The following is a 19,297-nucleotide window of genomic DNA, read 5'->3' on the forward strand; positions in this document are numbered from 1 at the left end:
ATTCGCTGCATTATATCCTGTGATTTGAAAACTTCCTGTTGCAACTGAACATGTTGGTTGCGTTACTGCCCCAACTGTTGGCGCTACTGGTGTTGTTGGCTGCGCATTTACCACAATATTTGCTGATACAGTTGAAGTACAACCCGATGCATTCGTTACGGTAAAAGTATACGTTCCTGAGTTAGCGGTTACTAATCCTGCTGCTGAAATACTCACAACACTTGGTGTGAAAGTATACGTATTCGCTGCATTGTATCCTGTGATTTGGAAACTTCCTGTTGCTACTGAACAAGTCGGTTGCGTTACTGCTCCAACTGTTGGCGCTGTAGGTGTTGTTGGTTGAGCATTTACCACAATATTTGCTGATGCAGTTGAAGTACAACCTGATGCATTCGTTACGGTAAAAGTATACGTTCCTGCGTTAGCGGTTACCAATCCTGTTCCTGAGATACTCACAACACTTGGTGTAAAAGTATACGTATTCGCTGCATTATATCCTGTGATTTGAAAACTTCCTGTTGCAACTGAACAAGTCGGTTGCGTTACTGCTCCAACTGTTGGCGCTGCTGGTGTTGTTGGTTGCGGATTTACCACAATATTTGCTGACGCTATAGAAGTACAACCTGATGCATTCGTTACTGTAAAAGTATACGTTCCTGCGTTAGCGGTTACTAATCCTGCTGCTGAAATACTTACTACACTTGGTGTGAAAGTATACGTATTCGCTGCATTATATCCTGTGATTTGAAAACTTCCTGTTGCAACTGAACATGTTGGTTGCGTTACTGCCCCAACTGTTGGCGCTACTGGTGTTGTTGGCTGCGCATTTACCACAATATTTGCTGATGCTGTTGAAGTACAACCTGATGCATTCGTTACGGTGAAAGTATAGGTTCCTGCGTTAGCGGTTACCAATCCTGTTCCTGAAATACTTACTACACTTGGTGTGAAAGTATACGTATTCGCTGCATTATATCCTGTGATTTGAAAACTTCCTGTTGCTACTGAACATGTTGGATGCGTTACTGCTCCAACTGTTGGCGCTGCTGGTGAAGTGCCTACAGTAATTGTTATTTCATCAAAACATGATAAATCTGAAGCTGTCCATCTCAATACATTTGTACCTAAAGCTAAACCATTAACTGTAGTCGATGGATTTGTTGCAGAAACAAAGGTTCCAGAACCTGATTGTACAGACCATGTACCCGTTGCTGGTGATGTAGCTGCTAAAGTTGCGGATGTTGTGTCGCACAAACTTTGATTTGACCCAGCGTCACAAGTAGATTCTGTTGTAAAACTTCCTGCTTCTAAATAAACAACACTATCATAAGTTCCATCATTTACATCTGTAACAATTAATTTTATATGATAAGTTTGACCAGGAGTTAAACCTGTTTGTGTAGCTGTTAAAATTCTTGTATTACCATTAAGTTGAGTTCCATCAATAATTCCTAAGTATTCAGGTGTTGGGGTGTTTAGAACCCAACTTCCATTTGCAGCAATACAATTAGCAGAACTTGGAGCACCTCCACTTGATCCAACAACTCCATTATTTACAGAATTGATAGACACTTCTGAACCATTTGATAAACGAGCAATATTTCTGGCATTATTAGTAAAACCTTGACCTCCAGCAATTCCTGGACCGCTAATTAAAAAACCAAATTTATCATTATAAGACGAACACTGATAATTGATAAAGCCACTATTGTCAGTATATTCCTCTGAACCAAAAACATATCTAAAAGAAACCGAATTTTCAACAGGAACAAAGTCAAACTCCAAAACAGCTGCATTGAAATAATTTTGTGCACCAGCTAAAACATCTAAATCATTAATTCCGGCAGGACAAGTACCGCCTTGTCTAATTTCGCCTGTTGTACATGATGAATAGCTTGTTGCCATCTGTCCAACAGAACCTGGATGAACTCCTAATGTTAATGGAATTGTAGAGGTGTGACCTGTAGTTAAAACAACTCCATTTGTGAAGCCTAATTGCGCTAAAGTAGTAGTTGCTGTTGAAAAATATCCAACCTGATAGCGTCCAGCATCATTATAAACACCTCTAAATACAACATTTGAAATTGTTGTTCCACTACCTGTAGGCACTAAAACACCATTCACCAATTGAGTTGGAGTATATAATGTATTATTAATTGTAATTTGAGAATAAGCTGGTAATAATGCAAAAAGAAAAATTATTATTAGTATTATCGATTTGAGAAACTTTTTCATATTCTAATTTTGATTTAAAATTTTTATTGTCTTTTTTACTCCATTTGCACAAGTGATATTCACAATATAAACACCAGATGCTAGATCAATATTTTTATTAAAAGTTAAAACTTCTTCTTTAATCAAAGTATTAACAATCAATCTTCCATTAATATCATATAATTCGATTTTTAAAAGTGGCGTATTACTCAATACTTCGAATTCTGAATTTAATATTGAGGCTTGAACAGTAGTTACAACTTCATCAATCTCATCGTTTTCTCCATTTAATTTGTAAATTATTTCAAATCTATTCTGTGTATCATCAGGATAAAAGAAGTAATTTGCTTGACTTAAATCGTGATAAAAATTTAATTTTTTATCATGTAAATAAATACTTTGCGTATTGAAAACACCCTCTTTTTTACTTAAACTAATAGTTAACATTGATGATGGATTTTGTAACGAATAATCCAATGCAACTTTATCTGTTAATTGAAATGCCTCTCTTCCTTGGATAACTAATTTTTCATCCCCTAAAACCGAATAAAATTTAACTGGTGACAACGAATTAATTGGTCCATCGTATGCTTCATCAAAATCATTAGTTGCTCCCGATATGTAACCTACTAACAATTCATTATATCTTCCCTCTGCATCAGCTAAACGCAACCAATATCTATCTTTTTCATCATTTGCCCCTTTGTAAAATTGGTTGTTACTTGGAATGTCTTTTGTTCTCTGTTTATTAGTGAACAACACAGTTCCATTGACTTTAGGACGTACCATAAATCCTTGAGCAGAAGCAATATATCCATTTGGCAAAATACCATTTGGTGATTGAGTGGTAGCACTTGGAACCCCAACTCCCCCTGTTAAATTAAAGGACGCATAGTCAGCTTGCTGATAAAGTCCACTCCCCGGATAAGGTGTATTAGCCGACCATAAATAAACCGTACCATAAATTTTATCACTATTTTCATTATAAAAATCTTCAAATTTAATTGCTCCAGGATATGGATTTCCTAACAAAGTGAAATTTCTAAATGCATTATGTTCATTATCATAATACTTTACAGTTGCATTATAATTTCCGTTATTAGATGTACCTGAATAATTTAAAGTTATATTGGCTGGAGTTGTTCCAACACTTGTTTTTACTCTTGTAATGAAACCAGTTGCAACTGTTGGCTCACTTACTAGCGACCTCCAACCTTGATAACTAAAATTCACTCCATTAACACAAAAATCAGGATCCCAATAATATTTAATATCAAAGTTTGTATTAAACACAGGAAGAATGGCATTACTCACTGGCTTACTCCAATAAACATAATCCCAACGAATTTTATTCCCTGTATCTTTAGTAAAGTTTATATTGGGCGTTACGATAGATTCGTTATTTAAATCTAACGGATAGTTTACCTGAACTAAATTACCTCTACTCTTTACGTTTATTATACCATTATTAAAAATGGAATTTACTACATAAACATAAGTACCTAATTCATCTGCACCTACATTTGATTTACTATCGTTATCAATTACAAGTGTTTTTCCCGTTTTTACAGTCATAACACAAGCGTCAATATTACCATAAGTTGATGTATTATAGTCGTAATCAATGATTACATGTTCATCAACTGTTGGAATTGTTTTTCTTGACCATCCAATAGGTGTACCTTTTGTAAATGTTCCTAAAACTGTAGTAGTTCCTGGGTTTGTTGTTTTAGCAACTCTAAAAGTTCCGGTTGTAGGAACAGCTGTAACTTTATAATATCCATTATATCCTGCCGGTGTAAATCCTTCAATTACAACCCAATTGCCGACAACTAAACCATGAGTAGCTTTTGTAAAGGTAATTACAGAAGTAGCCCATGTTGCTGCTGTAATGGCATTTGGTAGATTTGCTCCCTTATCGAAAGTTATTACATCTGCATCTGTGGCAGTTGTGGTTACATCTCCCCATGTATTCAATGTTGAACAAATAAATGTTGCTGAAGCAGCACCACAAGTACCTGTGAAACGATCGTTACAAATGGTTAGCGGTAAGCTAGATGGAAGTGCTGTAGAATTTTCCGTATATCCCGGAGCTGCTACTATGGTAGTATCTGCACCAAATTCAGGTTTACTAACTGACACTCCTAAGCCATCTGCAACCATATCACCATTACCACCAATTCCTGCACCTAAATCATTTATTTTAATTGAATTCTTAGGAATATCTTTATTATAAAGATTTACTTGAGTACCTGAATAAACTGAATTAAATGTATTATTTTCTAAAACTACATCGAAAACAGGCGCAGTACTACCCTTATCAAAACTGATATCTTCACCTTTATCAACAGCATTATTATTTGTAAATGAACATGATTTTATATTAATATTAGATGTAACATCGCTTGAGTTAGTTATTGTAATAGCGCCACCATCGGAAGAGGCTGCTGTTGTGGAATTATTAGAAAAACTACAATTAGATATAGTTACATTTGAATCTACAGAAGGGTTAATTATAATAGCCCCTCCTCCAAAGGCACTCCCTCCTCCAGCAGTAATATTACTATCAAAACATGAATTCAATATTGTTAACGTACCCCCTTTATGAGCAATTGCGCCTCCAGTTGTAGCACCATTTGCATCAAAAGTAGAATTTGTGATAGTTACATTTGCAGAGGCTCCTTGAATTAAAATTGCTCCTCCATCTAAAGCACTTATCACATTATTATTCATGCTACAATTTTCAATATTAACAGTAGCATTATTTATTTTTAATGCACCTCCATAATTTGCTGAAGCAACTCTATTACAGGGTAAAGAAGAATTCTTAATTGTAACACTTGTAGTTGAACCTGAAATATATAACGAACCTTGACCTCCAGACCCAACATTAGCATAAATAATGACTTGATCAAAAATTATACCTGTTCCAGAAGAAATTGTCATAGCTATTCCATCAGATGCACAGTCATATTTTGTTATTTGAATTCCTTTGAAAACCGCATTATTTGCAGTAAGATTTCCCCATCTAACAGTACCAGTTACAGAACCAGATTCAAAAATTGTGTTTGCAGCTCCTGCGCCTATAATTTGAATATTATTTTTATTAAATGCAATTGTTCCTGTACTAATATATGTTCCTGAATCAACATAAATAATATCACCACTAGTTGCAATTGCGTAAGCAGCAGCAAGTGTTAATTTAGGAGAACCTGCTGTTAATCCTGAATTTGCATCATTTCCAAAAGCAGAACAATAAACATCGTTGAGAGCTGAACCATCATTTACATATATATTGGCTGAAAACACATCAGAACAGAAAAAGAAAGCTACAATGAATACAATGATTCTAAATCTAAATAAATAGTAATTTTTATTCATATGGTGTTCAGATTAATTTATTAGCAATTATTTAACGTGCTGTTAATCATTTGTTCAAAAGTAAGTAAACATGATTCACGTAATAATAAAAAAAATAACTATTTTTGGATTTTAGAACATATACATATGATTATAGACGAAAGCAAAAAACTCATAGAATCAATGTCTATGAACGAAAAAAGGTATTTTAAAATATTTATAAATAAAAATATTTTTGGAAGTCAGAATAAATACCTATTACTTTTTGATATTATCAACAGTAACACAACAATCACTGAAGATACTTTAAAAAAACATGTAAAAGAACAAGATTATTCGGATAAAAATATTTCTTATGATATTAATTATTTAAACAAAATCATACTACGCTCTTTAAATGAATTTCATCACGAGAAAACGATTAGTCTTAAACTTCAAAACCATATCAAATCGGTTGAAATTTTATTCTATAAAGGATTATATGATGAATGCTTAAAAATTATTAGAAAAGCAAAAAAACTAAGTCTCAAAAATGAAAATGAAATCTTAATTCTTGAATTATTGAATTGGGAAAAAAAATGCATGGGATATTCAAAAGGATTCTACGGTGCTATGTCGGTTAATGAAAAAATAGATAATTACTTTAATTACATAAAAGAAAACAGAGAAATTACCGATTTATATTATCACAGTTATTTCTTAAAAAACAACGTTGGAAAAATACCTTTCGAGGGAATTCTTGAAGAATTCAATAAAATTATTGGAAATGCTATTTTTAAGAGAGATGGATCGAGCCTGCATTCAGTTCAATCTAAAATATTTTATTTTTTAACAATAGCAAATTACTTTCACGTTATTAATAAAAAAGAAAAAGAACTACTTAACCTAGAAAAAACGATTGATGTTTTCGACAACAACCCTTTTTATAAAGAAGAAAACCCATTAGACTATATTTCTGTTTATACGCGAATTATTGACATCTATAAAAAAAGTGACGATACAACTTTTCATAACAAAATCGAAGCTTTACGTGGATTTGAAAACATTTTAGATTTTCAAAAAAGTGTAGCACAAGAGCGTATTTTCTTTCACACCAATCAAGCTGAATTAGAATTTTTAATTTTTAATAATAATTTTGAAGAGGGTTTAAGAATGATGCAAATAGTAGCAAAATCTTTGAAGGAAAACAAATTCAATATTGAACCCTACTATTTCATTGGGATGTATTATCAGTTTGCTTGTATATTACTAATCAATAAAAACCTATCACAAAGCTTAAAATACATTAACTTAATTCTGAATGAATTCAAGTTGGAAGATCGACCAAAAACATTTATCAAAACGGAGATTATAAATCTCATCATTCACTACGAATTGAAAAACTATAAATTAGTACTTCACAATCACAGTACTTTTAATAAAAAATACAAGCGTGTTTTTAAACTAAACTTTATTGAGAAAAATATAATACAAGCAATTATTCAAATTTCTGAAAATCCCTTTAGTACTAATGAAACAGTAGAATTCAAAAAATTACATACCAAAATTCAGAAAAAAAATGATTTAGAGGATAACATTTCAAATAAAATTTATAGAAAATACATAGACTCAAAATTAAATCGCAACTGATTAAAACTAATTAATACTTTTGCAAAAAAACATTTATTAATCAAGTTCTATTCCTGAACACGAAATTGAACACGATTTTATAAAAAACTAGTAAATTTTGGTCTCGGAAGCCCAGTAAATACGTTTAAAATTTACTGATTGCCGAATTCATAACCCTGAGGTCACGGGTTCAACTCCCGTCTTCGCTACGAAAAGTAAAACCCTAAACAGCAATTGTTTAGGGTTTTTTTATTGCTTTTTAGTTCTTAAAAATCTTAGACCTCAAACTCTTGGAGTGAGGAATTTTTAAAGTTAGAAACCAAACCTCCTTTAGATTTTTAATTTATATAATTTTTCAAAACTGTATTAATCATTATTATTACTTACAAAATCAAACTTATCAACAAAAATACATTATAATTTGTTGATTACTATTTATTCAAACAAGACCAAAAAGTCTTTTTAATATTTAAATTTGTTCCATACCACAATAAAAATTCTACAATATGGACAAATTTGTAATAAAACGAAATGGCACGTATTTACCATTTGAACCTTTCAAAATAGAAGAAGCCATTACAAAAGCTTTTGCCAGTGTAAGTGAAACTTTAAATCCAAAAGTAATTGAAACCGTATTCCAATTGTTATCACACGAAGACACTTGGGCAGTTGAAGATATACAAGATAAGATTGAAAAAACGCTTTATGAATATGGTCATTATGAAGTGATGCGTTCCTTCATGTTGTTCCGTCACACCCGAAAACTGCAGCGCGAGCACGTTTTAGGATTAAATGATGACACCACTTATGTCGATAGCACCCAAACCATAGAAGAATACACCAACCAAACCGATTGGCGCATCAATGCCAACGCCAATACTTCGTATTCGAATGCAGGTTTAGTGAATAATGTCGCTGGAAAAATCATTGCAAATTATTGGTTAGACAAAGTTTATTCGAAAGAAGAAGGTTATGCACACCGTAATGGAGATATTCACATTCACGATTTAGATTGCTTAACGGGTTATTGTGCGGGTTGGAGTTTACGTGTTCTATTAAATGAAGGTTTTAACGGCGTTCGTGGTCGAGTAGAAAGTCGTCCTCCGAATCATTTTAGAGAAGCATTAGGACAAATGGCGAATTTCCTTGGGATTTTACAAAGCGAATGGGCAGGAGCTCAAGCGTTTAGTTCGTTTGATACGTATTTGGCTCCTTATGTTTTCAAGGATAATTTATCGTATGAAGATGTTTTAAAAGCAATTCGAAGTTTCGTCTACAATTTGAATGTGCCTGCACGATGGGGACAATCTCCGTTTACGAATATTACATTGGATTGGGTGGTTCCAGATGATTTGAAAGAGCAAATCCCAACACGAAATGAACAGCATCTTTTTAAAGGAATCACTTCAGAAGATTTTATAAAAAGAGCTAAAGAAAGAGGCGTTTCAGACATAACCGAAATGCGTTACGAACATTTTCAAAAAGAAATGAATCTCATCAACAAAGCGTATTACACTGTCATGACCGAAGGCGATGCGCATGGAAAGCCGTTCACCTTCCCTATTCCAACAGTTAACATTACCGAAGAGTTTGATTGGTACGGAGAAAACACCAATATTCTTTTTGAAAATACAGCTAAAATTGGTTCGTCTTACTTCCAAAATTTCATTGGAAGTCAATATACATATGATGAAAACGGCAATAAAGTTGAAAATCCAAATGCCTACAAACCGAATGCCGTACGAAGTATGTGCTGCCGTTTACAACTCGATTTACGCGAATTATTAAAAAGAGGAAATGGCTTATTCGGTAGTGCGGAAATGACGGGAAGTATCGGTGTCGTAACTATTAATATGGCGCGTTTGGGTTATTTGAACAAAGGCAATAAAGCCAAATTATATTCCGATTTAGATCGTTTGTTAGAAATTTCGAAAGCAACTTTAGAGAAAAAACGCGTTTTCATTCAGGAAATGTATGATAGAGGATTATTTCCGTATACCAAACGTTATTTGCCTCATTTTAGAAATCACTTTTCTACAATTGGTGTGAACGGAATTAACGAAATGATTCAAAATTTCACCGACAAAAAAGAAGACATCGTTTCGGATTACGGAATGGCTTTCGCTACCGAAATTTTGGAACACATTCGAACCAAAATGAGAGCTTATCAAGAAGAAACTGGCAATTTATACAACTTAGAAGCCACTCCTGCAGAAGGCACGACGTATCGTTTTGCTAAAGAAGATAAAAAACGTTATTCCGATATTATTCAAGCAGGTGAAGGCGAAAATATTTACTACACGAACAGTTCGCAATTACCAGTAGATTACACCGAAGATCCGTTTGAAGCTTTGTTGTTACAAGACAATTTACAATGTCAATACACTGGAGGAACGGTTTTGCACTTGTATATGAACGAAAAACTAAGTTCGGCAGAAGCGTGTCGTAATTTCATTAAAAAAGTAATTACGAATTTCAAATTACCTTACATCACAGTGACTCCAGTTTTCAGCGTTTGTCCGAAACATGGCTATTTGAATGGCGAACACGAATATTGTCCAAAATGTGATGAAGAATTATTAGCAACCTTAAATACAACCTCTTATGCAAACACAAACCACTGAAGCTCTGCTTCAACACAATGAAAAAAGAACCAAATGTTTGGTTTATACACGAGTAATGGGCTATCACAGACCCGTAGAAAGTTTTAATATTGGAAAAAAAGGTGAACATAAACAACGAACCCACTTTAGAGAATGTAAATCTTGATTTTCTAAACAAAAAAGCCATTCATAGCTTTACACCCTTCACACTGTTAGATTATCCCGATAAATCGGCTTGTATCTTATGGTTTGCAGGGTGTAATATGAAATGTGATTATTGTTACAATCCCGAAATAGTTTTCGGAAAAGGGGCTTTTTACTTTTCCGAAATTGTTTCATTTTTAAAATCGAGAAGAAATTTGTTGGATGCTGTAGTTTTTAGCGGTGGCGAATGTTTGATTCACAAAAACATTATCCCATTCATCAAATTAGTAAAAAGTTTAGGATTTTTAATCAAAGTAGATACGAATGGAAGTCAGCCCAAAGTACTCGAAAAACTAATAGAAGAACAGCTAATCGATTATGTGGCTTTGGATTTTAAAGGTCCTAAAGAAAAATTCTTTACGATTACAAAATCGGATTTTTATGCTCAATTTTTAAATTGTTTTGAATTGCTTCAATCGAGTTCCATTCCATTTGAAGTCCGAACCACTTATCATTCTTCATTATTGAATCCAGAGGATATTGTTACAATGCAAAACGTTTTATTGGAATTAGGCTACGATAGAAACTATTACATTCAAAATTTTAGAAATTATCAAAACACGATTGCACCACTACCCGATTCGCAATCCATTTCGGAAAAGGATATCCACCAGAATATGACTAAAATCATATTTCGATGATTTAAAATCCCTAACTTTGTGTAAATTTTATCTATGTTTTCAAAAACCTGTGAATATGCCATACGAGCTACCATTTACATTGCCTCAGAATCGTCTGCTGGCAAGCGTTGCGGTATTCGAGACATTGCCAGAAAAATAGAATCGCCAGAACCTTTTACAGCTAAGATTTTACAACGTTTGGTAAAAGCCGACATCATAAAATCGATTAAAGGAAATGGCGGTGGTTTTGAAATCGAAAAGGTACAATTGAAACACATCAAATTAGAACAGCTTGTAAAAGCTATCGACGGAAATGACTTATTTGACCGATGCAGTTTAGGACTTCATGATTGTTCCGACAAACAACCGTGTCCTTTTCATCATAAGTACAAGCCATTACGTGAAAATTTGAAGAAAACGCTGAAAGAAACCTCTCTTTTGGATTTAATTAGTGAATTCAACACTGGAGAGACTTTCCTTAAGCTTTAAAAAATTTAATTAAATAAAAGATAAAAATATCCTCTAATGAAAACAACTTCGGATTTAAAAGAGAAAATTCTTGAATTGAAAAAAAGAAAAAATGCGGTAATTCTAGCGCATTATTATCAAGAAGAAGCTATTCAAGAGATTGCTGATTTTGTGGGTGATAGTTTAGAATTATCGAGAAAAGCATCGCAAGTTGATGCCGATATTATCGTTTTTGCAGGCGTTTATTTCATGGCAGAAACAGCTAAAATTGTCAATCCAAATAAAAAAGTAATCGTTCCCGATGTAAAAGCAGGTTGTTCCCTTGCCGATGGTTGTCCGCCAGATGAATTCAAGAATTTCTTAGAAAAATATCCGAATCATACCGTTGTTACTTACATCAATTGCACAGCAGAAGTTAAAACCTTTACCGATATTGTTTGTACTTCTTCCAATGCAAAAAAAGTAATTGCATCCATTCCAGAAGACCAACCTATTGTGTTTGCTCCTGATAAAAATTTAGGCAAATATTTAATTGCTGAAACAGGTCGTGATATGGTTTTATGGGAAGGTTCTTGCATTGTTCACGAAGCGTTTTCTTTAGAAAAATTAATCGATTTATATAAAAAACATCCAACCGCTAACATCATCGCGCATCCTGAATCGGAAACGCATATTTTGAAAGTAGCGCATTACATTGGTTCGACTTCAGGCATGTTGAATCATGTAAAAAACAGTCCAAACGACACTTTCATCGTAGCCACAGAAGCGGGAATTTTACACCAAATGCAATTGAATAATCCAACCAAGACATTAATTCCAGCGCCTTCAAAAGAAGACAATACTTGTGCGTGCAGCGAGTGTGCGTTTATGAAAGTCAACACCTTAGAAAAACTCTATCAATGTTTACAAGATGAAAGTCCGGAAGTGCATTTGGACAACGAAATCATCGAAAAAGCTTTACTTCCAATTCAAAGAATGTTAGCGCTAAACTAAAACATCATGCAAAATTTAGAAACCGATATACTCATAGTAGGCACAGGATTAGCGGGATTATCTCTAGCGAAATATCTCAGCGAGCAAAATCCGAACCTACAAATTACCTTACTTAGCAAAACTTCCATTGACGAGTGTAATACCTATTACGCTCAAGGAGGAATTGCCGTAGTACACGATTTTATCAAAGACAGTTACCAACAACATATTCAAGACACTTTACTTGCTGGAAAAGGCATTTGCGATAAAAAAGTAGTCGAACACGTAATTACAGAAGCTCCTGCCCGATTACAAGAATTGATTCAATGGGGCGTGGAATTAGACAAGAATAATTCAGGCGAATTGGATTTAGGTTTAGAAGGTGGTCACTCCCAAAATCGCATTGTACACCACAAAGACAAAACAGGATTAGAAATTGAAACCAAGTTGATTCAAGTCGTTCAGAATTTACCGAATGTTACTATCAGAACTTCCTTTTTTGCCACAGACTTATTATTAGACAATCAAAAATGCATCGGAATCATAGGATTTGATGAAAAAAGCGAAGTGACTTCCATCGTAGCAAAAGCAACCGTTTTAGCTACTGGCGGTTCGGGACAAGTGTTTGGTGTGACATCAAATCCTTTTGTTTCTACGGGTGATGGTGTGGCAATGGCATATCGAGCGGGAGCAAAATTGGAAAAAATGAAATACATTCAATTTCATCCCACAGCGCTTTACGAACCTAAAAAAAGTCAAGCGTTTTTAATTACCGAAGCGATTCGAGGTTTTGGAGCTCATATTTTGAATCAAAAAATGGAACGTTTTGTTTTTCAATATCATCCTGATGGCGAATTAGCAACTCGCGATATCGTTTCGAAAGCCATTTCGGATCAAATGAAAAAAGAACATTCGCAACACGTTTGGCTGGATGTTAGACATTTGCCAATAGAAACATTTAAAACAAAATTTCCAAAAGTTTATAACTATTGTTTTGAAAATGGCATTGATGTTTCCAAAGATTTAATTCCGATAACTCCTGCTGCACATTATCAATGTGGTGGAATTGTCGTGGATGAAATGGGTGCTACTTCTATCAAACAATTGTTCGCTATAGGAGAATGTTCGCACACCGGACTTCATGGTGCCAATCGATTGGCTTCGAATTCATTATTAGAAGCGATTGTTTATGCTCATGATTTGGCAAATCATCTGATTTCATCAGTAGATGCGATTAAATTGAATAAGTCTGAAATTACGCCCATTCGTTATAAAAACATTCATCACGATCAAATTTTGCAATTCAAAAACCAACTGCAACATTTCATGAAATACGATGCTTTGTACGCTTCGGGAAAAAACACTGAAAAAGTATATGAAATGGTCACCGAGATGAGCAAACGCTTCAAAATGAAGTTCAAATTTTATAATTCGCATCCGTTTTTATGTGAAACTTATAATTTGATTCAAACCGCAGAAATTATTTTAAAAGATTGTTTACCAAAAAGATATCGTGTAAAATCGGTTAAAAAAGAAAAAACTATTTCGTAATGCTGAATCTATTTGCCCATCCAAAACGCATTTTTTTTGTGCTTTTCGTTTGTTTTCTAGCGTTTAGCATTTGGATTTATGCCATTCCGCTTTTTAGCCCAACTCCTTATTCTGAAAAAGAACTTCATTTAGTAGCCGAAGGTCGATTGGTTTGGCAAAAACACAACTGTCATACGTGTCATCAATTGTATGGTTTAGGCGGTTATTTGGGTCCGGATTTAACGAATGTGTATTCGAGAACTGCGAATAACGAAGCATATATCAAAGGCATAATAAAATCGGGAGTAAAACAAATGCCTGCTTTTAAAATTTCGGATGACGAAATGAAAGCGCTTTTACACTTTTTAAAAAATGTAGATGCCACAGGAACATCAAATCCGCAAGATTACCAACCTGAAATAATAGGAACTTTTAGTTTAGAAAAGAAATGAAGAATTTTGGAATTTGGCTCATCAGAATAGCCCTTGTGTTGTTTGTTTTAGGTTTGTTTTTTGGACATTTGGCTTCCGAAAGTTACCGCATTACCCAACCAAAATCGGGTGTTATGGGATTTTTATCGCTTCGTCCGCTTCATGTGAGTAGCGCATATTTGGGCATCATAACTGCTGGATTAGGTTTTGTAACACTGATTATTGCGAAAATGAAAACCACACGTTTTGGTACTTTTTTACAATATCTTCATTTTTCACTTTGGTTAATTGCTTTGCTGGGAATTTTCTACAGCTATTTTACAGGTGATTTTGGAGGAAGAGAATATTGGGAATTCAATCCCGTTTGGGCTTTACCGATATTTATTTCTTTTATTGTCTTCTTAGTTTTCTATCTGCATCAAATTGGTTTTTCGATAAAATGGCCTGTTTATTACTGGATGTGGCTAACCGGATTGGTATTCTTCATTTTTACTTTCATTGAAAATTATTTGTGGATTTTTCCTTATTTCAGAGAGCATTTTATTGCCGATATGACGATTCAGTGGAAAGTAAATGGTTCGCTAGTAGGTGCTATAAATCAAATCATTTATGGTGTTGCATTTTACTTGATGGAAAAAATTAGTAGCGATGAAAAATCGTCCTATCAAAAACTTTCCTTTGCGATGTATTTTTTGGGAATGTTTAATTTGATGTTCAATTGGGGACATCATATTTACTTACTTCCAACCGAAAAATACATTCATTACATCGCCTACGTAGTAAGCATGACCGAATGGATTATTTTAATTCGTATTTTCTACAAATGGAGTCAACAAATCAAAGAAAACAAACAATTTTACTACTTTTTCCCTTATCGCTTTTTAATGGCTTCTGATTATTGGGTAACGCTAAACTTAACCCTCGCCTTATTCATGTCGATTCCAGCCATCAACTTATATACGCACGGAACGCATATCACGGTGGCGCATGCTATGGGAACTACCATTGGGATTAACACGATGATTATTTTGGCAGGTGTTTTCTACTTTATTAAACCAACTTTCAACTCGGCAAAATGGCGATTGTATGGAAGTATTGCATTTTGGATAGTACAAGTTACCTTATTACTTTTTCTAATTTCCTTAATTGGAATGGGCGTTCAACGTGCAATTTGGCAAGCTGGATTAACTTCGGAAAGCTTCAGAAAAATGATTAGTTCTAGTGGGAATTGGGTTTTACTTTTCATCATTTTGGGAACGATTTTAATGTTCAGTATGGCGAGTTTTTTTATATATCTGTTTATTCAATCTTGGAAGAAAAATAAATTGAATATTGAAGAATAAATTTATCCTAAAAATACGATGATAAAAATCAGGTGAAATTTGATAATTCCATTGTATATTTGGCCCTTAATTCTTTCAAATTTATCATTGCTTATGTTTTCAAAATCATGCAATTATGCTATAAAAGCCACCATATTTATTGCTAAACATTCCTTAGAAGAAAAAAAGGTAGGTTTTGTTGACATCTCCAAAGAAATCGATTCGCCACAAGCGTTTACAGCTAAAATATTACAAATACTAGTAAAAGCTGGAATTATTGAATCGGTAAAAGGCGTAAATGGTGGATTTTATATTCCGAAAAAGAGAATTAAAAAAACTTTCTTAGTTGAAATTGTTGATGCTATTGATGGCGATGCCGTTTTTCATGGTTGTGGATTAGGTTTATCTCATTGCTCAGAAACACATCCTTGTCCGGTGCATGATAAATTCAAAAGTATTCGTGATGAATTAGCGCATATGCTAGAAACTACGAATTTAGAAGAATTAGCTTTAGGAATTAAATCAGGAGAAACTTTCTTGAAATCGCTATAAAACCAATTCTTCTAATTTGTAGTATTTTTAAAACTGAAACATCAAATTAATAAAGATATTTCGTCCCATTCTTGGAAGATTTTTCCAATCGGTGTAAGTAGTATAATTGGCATCGAACATGTTTTCAACACCTGTATTTAGTATCATTTTTGATTTTTCAAAAGTGAATTTATAACCTAAATTAGCATTTACAATTGCATAATCTGGTGTTTTGTCTTCACCATAAAAAGCGTTGTATTCGGTTTGTGTGGCATTTCCTTTTAGTTGTAATTCCGAACTGAATTTTCCAGGTCTAAAGCCTAAAGAAGTCATGTAATTAAACGGACTCATAAAAGGCAAACCGTTATTCTCATTGTCTTTTCCTAAGTTATAGACGAATTGTCCTTTCCAAATCCAAAAATCTGATAATTGATAGCTTATGGTAAAATCAGAAGATAAAATAGTCGCATAATCTAACGCGGTATACACTTTTATTCCATTAGCACCAATAGTCATAGGCGCTACCGAAGCATCAGGAATTCCGATGATATAATCGTAAATGTGAAAATACGATGCTGATATTTTGGTTTGCCATTTCGCATTTTTGAAACCAATATTGGCATTTCCTTCTAATGATTTTTCGTTTTTTAAATTGAGGTTACCAATGTAATCAAATCCATCAAAACTGTTGTACAAATAAAACCCATAACCTTCTGAAACTGATGGAGCGCGTTCGCCATACCCCATTCCGAATCCATATGAAATTCCGTCTTTGTTGTAGAAATAATTAGTAGAAAAACTTTTTAGGAATCGAGATTTTGACGCTTTCATTTCAGGATAGAAAATCTGTAAACTTTGTAAACCGAAATCACTCGCAACGTTGTTATTATGAAAACCTAAATTGGTGGTGAATTTCAAATTAGAATGACAATTGATTTCGAAATTATGTTCCAAATAAATTCCAGCATACAACGTACGAACATCAGGCCAAGTGTACATAAACATTAAGTTTTCGTTTGGATCAGACGGATACATCGTCATTTCGGCAACAGAACGATTGTAAAACGAATTCAAATTGGCTAAAAATTGATGCTTTTTGTATTTTCCATTTACTTTGGAATAAAAACCATAGGTATCGCTCCAACCTGGCATATCCATATGAATAGGAACAACAGGACGTTTTGTATCGTCCATAGTGTGCGTAATCGTATTGAAATAGAGTTTGGTTTCCCAATTATCGATTTGCTCCAAATTAGGTTTGTAATTGAATTTTACTGAAGTAATCAAAGCTTCCGCCAACGAAACATCCATTGGTAACGCAGGATAACCAACATCGGTAGCTCTATCAAAAATTACAGAAGCTTCAATGTTTTTATTAGGCGCCAATCGGTAACCCGAAGTTGCAGATAAATTCAATTTTCTGAACTGTGAAAATTGAATTTCTTTGTTATTTCCTGCTTTGTAATTTTCGGCATCGCGAAACATCACATCGGTATCTACATAAAATAAACTATCCGCATAATTGATGGCAGAACCTATGATTTTCTGGCGATTATTCGTTTCATAACCTGAATTCACGAAGAATTCCCAACCCGCATTGGTAAATTGACGTTGGCTTCTTTTTAAATCGATCGAACCTCCAATCGTATTGCCATGACAACTGCCTTGTTGTCCAGAAGAAATCGTAGCTTCTGATAAATTAGATACTTCAACATAGGAAGTCACTGGGTCCATTTTATCGGTACAAGCCCCAAAGATTCGCATTCCGTCGATGGTAACTACGGTTCGCTCAGTTGCCATTCCGTTGATGATGGGTTCCCAAGCATAAGCACCTCTTTTAATTAAATCTACTTTGGTTGATTTTTGCAGAAATTCGTCTAAAGTAGCAAGTGTTTTAGTTTGTTTTTCGTGCAAAGTTGCTTTTGTTCCTACCACTAAAACTTCTTTAAGTTCTTTGGTTTTAATAGAATCCGCTTCTTGACTAAAAGTAAAACAAAACGAAAGTGACAGAAAAAATACTATTAATTTTTTCATGATATAAAAGTTTTAAAAAAGGTCATTATAATGTCATAATGACCTTTTTTATAAGTAAAAATTAAAATTCGATTTCGAAGAAAATACTACTAGCAGTAACTGTTTCTGTGATTTCTTCTCCTTTTAAGATAGTTCCTTCTGCGTCAGCTAATTGTAAGTTAATTTTCCAATAACCTGTCATGGTTAACGATAATTTCCCATCGTATAATCCACCAGCTAAAGTTTGAGTCGCATGAATGTTATTTGGAGAGGTATGATTTCCCATGCTTGGCATTCTTGGGTCGATTTTTACGGTGTAACCATCCACAACTGGAAAAGTCATCATGTTTTGCATTTTCCAAACGCCAACTTTCATATCGTTAAGCGCTACTTTTGGATGATGAGGCTCAATGTAAGCCACTAAATACTTAACACCATCCGAACCTGTGAATGTATTTACTTTACGTTTTGCAGAAGCAGGCACATCAATTACATCTGTAGCAGTGTAATCTACTCCATTAATTGTGTAATCGATTTTTAAATCCCAATATTCCGTATCATTCTGAGCCATTTGGAACATGATATATCCTTCATATAAAGTTCCGTTTTCAGTTACTTTTTCTACTGCTGAATAAGGACATGAATGCGTCATCATAGCCATATGCATTAATGGAGACCAACTCACTTCGGCATTTTTAATGTATTTATCTGTGGTGTTGTCTTTAATTCTTAAGCTAATTTCGTTGTATCCTTGTTCTAAACTTCCCATGTGAGAATACAATTCAATAGTATGAGTATCGTTAGTGATTTCTTTAAATTTAGTAATTCCGTCTAATTCATTTACAGTAGTTTCATCATCGTTTGAACAAGACACGAAAGTTAAGGCCATAGCAAAAATGGCTACAATATATTTTATTGAAGTTTTCATTATATTTTTTAATTAAAGTGATTGTAATTCCATCTGAAATGTGATTTTTTCAGAGAAATTATGATATAAGTTGAGTGGGTTAATTCAGTAAATGAACTAACAAAAACCAATATTTAATTAAGAAATAAATGTGGGTGGATGAAAAAAGGCACAATCATTCAAGTGAAAGTAAAGGTTAGAATAATTGTTACCAATAGAAGTTTTATTTAAAAAATAAATTTGTCTAATTTCTATAGGTTGAATTTCCTGAAAAAATACAATTTCAGTATGTTCGAAAGATATTTTTTTATCAGAAGAATTTTCAGAATTACTTTCGGAAGCTTTTGCCAATTGTTTTGCCAAGTGACACTTTCCGTTACATTTTAATTCGGGTTTGGATTTGTTCTCACAAAGGTTGTTTACAATGTAATCATAATTCACGGCATACTCTAAAACCGGGAGTATTGGCTTCAGGAACATTAGCGCGGTTAATATGATTAGTAATTGTTTCATG

General features: G+C 33.8%; 15 protein-coding genes. 10 read left to right on the forward strand and 5 right to left on the reverse strand.

The window, feature by feature from the left end:
• Together IM755_RS12420 and IM755_RS12425 are read right to left on the reverse strand one after the other, a co-directional pair.
• Window positions 1-2,235, reverse strand: a 2,235-nt coding sequence (locus IM755_RS12420) for a choice-of-anchor L domain-containing protein (RefSeq protein WP_194097367.1), incomplete at its 3' end; no start/stop codon positions are given.
• Window positions 2,236-2,238: 3 nt separating this feature from the next.
• The gene (locus tag IM755_RS12425; protein WP_194097369.1) at window positions 2,239-5,595 is read right to left on the reverse strand and encodes a T9SS type A sorting domain-containing protein; all 3,357 of its coding nucleotides are present in this window, start codon (window positions 5,593-5,595) and stop codon (window positions 2,239-2,241) included.
• Window positions 5,596-5,763: 168 nt separating this feature from the next.
• Here IM755_RS12425 and IM755_RS12430 point away from each other — a divergent pair, with 168 nt between their 5' ends.
• The 10 genes from IM755_RS12430 to IM755_RS12475 all read left to right on the forward strand — a co-directional run bounded on the left by IM755_RS12430 (window position 5,764) and on the right by IM755_RS12475 (window position 15,884).
• Window positions 5,764-7,203, forward strand: a complete 1,440-nt coding sequence (locus IM755_RS12430) for a hypothetical protein (protein WP_194097371.1) — start codon at window positions 5,764-5,766, stop codon at window positions 7,201-7,203.
• A 485-nt stretch (window positions 7,204-7,688) separates the two neighbouring features.
• Entirely contained in the window at window positions 7,689-9,806 is a 2,118-nt protein-coding gene (locus IM755_RS12435; protein WP_194097372.1) for a ribonucleoside triphosphate reductase, read from the forward strand.
• Window positions 9,787-9,951 (forward strand): anaerobic ribonucleoside-triphosphate reductase, encoded by a 165-nt coding sequence (gene nrdD / locus IM755_RS12870; RefSeq protein ID WP_111567273.1) that lies wholly within the window; start codon window positions 9,787-9,789, stop codon window positions 9,949-9,951. The genes IM755_RS12435 and nrdD overlap by 20 nt, the downstream gene beginning before the upstream one ends.
• Window positions 9,908-10,630: an anaerobic ribonucleoside-triphosphate reductase activating protein gene (locus tag IM755_RS12445; protein WP_317172461.1), complete on the forward strand. Its 723-nt coding sequence runs from the start codon at window positions 9,908-9,910 to the stop codon at window positions 10,628-10,630. Before nrdD ends, IM755_RS12445 begins: the two co-directional genes overlap by 44 nt.
• A 33-nt stretch (window positions 10,631-10,663) precedes the next feature.
• Complete coding sequence (locus tag IM755_RS12450; protein WP_111567272.1) at window positions 10,664-11,098, forward strand: RrF2 family transcriptional regulator; 435 nt, start codon at window positions 10,664-10,666, stop codon at window positions 11,096-11,098.
• 36 nt (window positions 11,099-11,134) lie between these two features.
• Complete coding sequence (gene nadA, locus IM755_RS12455) at window positions 11,135-12,070, forward strand: quinolinate synthase NadA (RefSeq protein WP_194097374.1); 936 nt, start codon at window positions 11,135-11,137, stop codon at window positions 12,068-12,070.
• 6 nt (window positions 12,071-12,076) lie between these two features.
• On the forward strand, window positions 12,077-13,600 hold the full coding sequence (gene nadB, locus IM755_RS12460) for an L-aspartate oxidase (protein WP_194097376.1): 1,524 nt from the start codon (window positions 12,077-12,079) through the stop codon (window positions 13,598-13,600).
• A complete protein-coding gene (locus tag IM755_RS12465; protein WP_194097378.1) occupies window positions 13,600-14,031 on the forward strand; it encodes a c-type cytochrome in 432 nt (143 codons plus the stop codon). Before nadB ends, IM755_RS12465 begins: the two co-directional genes overlap by 1 nt.
• Window positions 14,028-15,353 carry a cbb3-type cytochrome c oxidase subunit I gene (locus IM755_RS12470; protein ID WP_194097381.1) on the forward strand — a complete coding sequence of 442 codons (1,326 nt, stop codon included), beginning with the start codon at window positions 14,028-14,030 and terminating at the stop codon, window positions 15,351-15,353. Before IM755_RS12465 ends, IM755_RS12470 begins: the two co-directional genes overlap by 4 nt.
• Before the next feature lie 93 nt (window positions 15,354-15,446).
• Window positions 15,447-15,884, forward strand: a complete 438-nt coding sequence (locus IM755_RS12475; protein ID WP_194097383.1) for an RrF2 family transcriptional regulator — start codon at window positions 15,447-15,449, stop codon at window positions 15,882-15,884.
• Between the two features lie 27 nt (window positions 15,885-15,911).
• Here the strand turns inward: IM755_RS12475 and IM755_RS12480 are convergent, their stop codons facing one another.
• The 3 genes from IM755_RS12480 to IM755_RS12490 all read right to left on the reverse strand — a co-directional run bounded on the left by IM755_RS12480 (window position 15,912) and on the right by IM755_RS12490 (window position 19,296).
• Entirely contained in the window at window positions 15,912-17,897 is a 1,986-nt protein-coding gene (locus IM755_RS12480) for a TonB-dependent receptor plug domain-containing protein (protein ID WP_194097385.1), read from the reverse strand.
• Between the two features lie 61 nt (window positions 17,898-17,958).
• A complete protein-coding gene (locus IM755_RS12485) occupies window positions 17,959-18,804 on the reverse strand; it encodes a hypothetical protein (RefSeq protein ID WP_194097387.1) in 846 nt (281 codons plus the stop codon).
• A 117-nt stretch (window positions 18,805-18,921) separates the two neighbouring features.
• Window positions 18,922-19,296 (reverse strand): hypothetical protein, encoded by a 375-nt coding sequence (locus IM755_RS12490; RefSeq protein WP_228063946.1) that lies wholly within the window; start codon window positions 19,294-19,296, stop codon window positions 18,922-18,924.
• Window position 19,297 lies beyond the last annotated feature (1 nt).

The sequence above is a fragment of the Flavobacterium proteolyticum genome, assembly GCF_015223105.1.
Lineage (GTDB): Bacteria > Bacteroidota > Bacteroidia > Flavobacteriales > Flavobacteriaceae > Flavobacterium > Flavobacterium proteolyticum.